This window comes from Mycobacterium sp. (genome assembly GCF_049281135.1).
Classification (GTDB): Bacteria; Actinomycetota; Actinomycetes; order Mycobacteriales; family Mycobacteriaceae; genus Mycobacterium.
In genome coordinates, this window is the sequence record NZ_JBAPRN010000228.1 from 1 (window position 1) to 1719 (window position 1719).

General features: G+C 66.7%; 1 pseudogene. It reads right to left on the reverse strand.

The window, feature by feature from the left end:
* Positions 1-924, reverse strand: a pseudogene (locus tag WAN02_RS09350) (glutamate synthase subunit alpha); the annotation flags it as partial.
* Positions 925-1719: the final 795 nt, after the last annotated feature.

Consider the following 1719-nt stretch of genomic DNA (forward strand, 5'->3'; position numbering starts at 1 on the left):
CCCGCCCAGGTGCAACAGCTCGAGCGCCTCATCGAATCGGGCGGTGTCGGAGGCGCCCGGCGTGCAGATCGGGAACAGTTTGTCGACGTCGTCGCGGGATCCGAAAACCTCGGTGTCGATCAGCGCCTCGCGGGCGCGCATCCAGTTCTCGTTGCCGGTGACGGTGTTGATCTCGCCGTTGTGTGCGATGCGGCGGAACGGATGCGCCAGCGGCCACGACGGGAAGGTGTTCGTGGAGAACCGCGAGTGCACGATGCCCAACGCACTGGTCAGCCGCTGGTCCTGCAGGTCCAGATAGAACGCCTTGAGCTGCGGCGTGGTCAGCATGCCCTTGTAGACCATGGTCTGGCCGGAAAGGCTTGGGAAGTAGACGGTTTCACGGCCGGGGCCGTCCTGTCCCGGGCCCTTGGTGCCGAGCTCGTGCTCGGCGCGCTTGCGGATCACGTAGGCGCGGCGCTCCAGCTGCATGCCGTCGGCGCCGGCGATGAACACCTGGCGGAAGGTAGGCATCGCGTCGCGGGACAGCGCGCCCAGCGATGAGTCGTCGGTGGGTACCTCGCGCCAGCCCAAAACCTGCAGGCCTTCGGCTTCGACGATCTTCTCGACCGCAGCGCAGGCGGCGGCCGCTTCTCTGGACGACTGCGGCAAGAACGCGATGCCGGTGGCGTAGCTGCCCGCCTCGGGCAGCTCGAAGTCGACTACCTCGCGCAGGAACGCATCGGGAACCTGGATCAGGATGCCGGCACCGTCACCGCTGTGCGGCTCGGCGCCCTGGGCACCGCGGTGCTCGAGGTTCACCAGCGCGGTGATTGCCTTATCCACGATGTCGCGGCTGCGCCGGCCGTGCATGTCGACGACCATGGCCACCCCGCACGAGTCATGCTCGAACGCGGGGTTGTAGAGCCCGACGCGGTTGGGCGCCATTCCCACCTGACCCTTCACCAATACTTTCCGCCGCAGCATTCACGAATCGCTCCGTTGGCGGCCGCCCCCAAGGGCTGCGGGCTGGGCCCCTTCGGTCCTGTCGATGTGCTGCTCGCCTGAAACGACGATCCGGTTGGGGAGGATCCGTACGGCGCTGAACGGTGGCCCTGTTCCCGGTTTTCGACAAGTCGTAAAACGATATGACAAAACCAGCCTGACATGCCAACTTGGGCCATCTTAACCCGTCAGCGGCCGGTGCTGTCGCACTGTGCTGTCATGCACACCGCAGCCGGCGCGGTCAGGTTGTGCCACAAAGCATTTGGACGCGACAACGCCGGCTTCGACCGGATGGGCGCGGTTCCTTCCATGGCCGGTGTCGGGCCGACAATTTGCTGTGATGGGGGTCTGAGGAAGTCGCGAAAACCCGCGCGCCTCACAATCAACGGGCGCAGCCGGTGACGCAGATCACCAAAAGGCGTGGCAGCGCGGCTCTACGGGCTCGTCGAATGCCCGACACCGCGGACGTTGGCCGAGGAGAACCGGGCCTCGGCGGGCCCCGCGCAAAAGTTGCCCGATATTTTTTCGAGGACGGCCCAGATCGATGCCCCTGACCTGCGGGATCGGCGGTGGTGGCGTTGGGCGGGCCGCGGCGGCTCTACGATGAAATCCATGAGCTTGGCCGCCCTCCGCATCGGCGTCGTGTCGCGTTCGACGAGCTCATGAGCGAGCCTGACGACTTCCTGCGCGACCGGTTGCGGCCCGCACCGCAGAGCGGGACTGCCGGGCCGCCGCCAC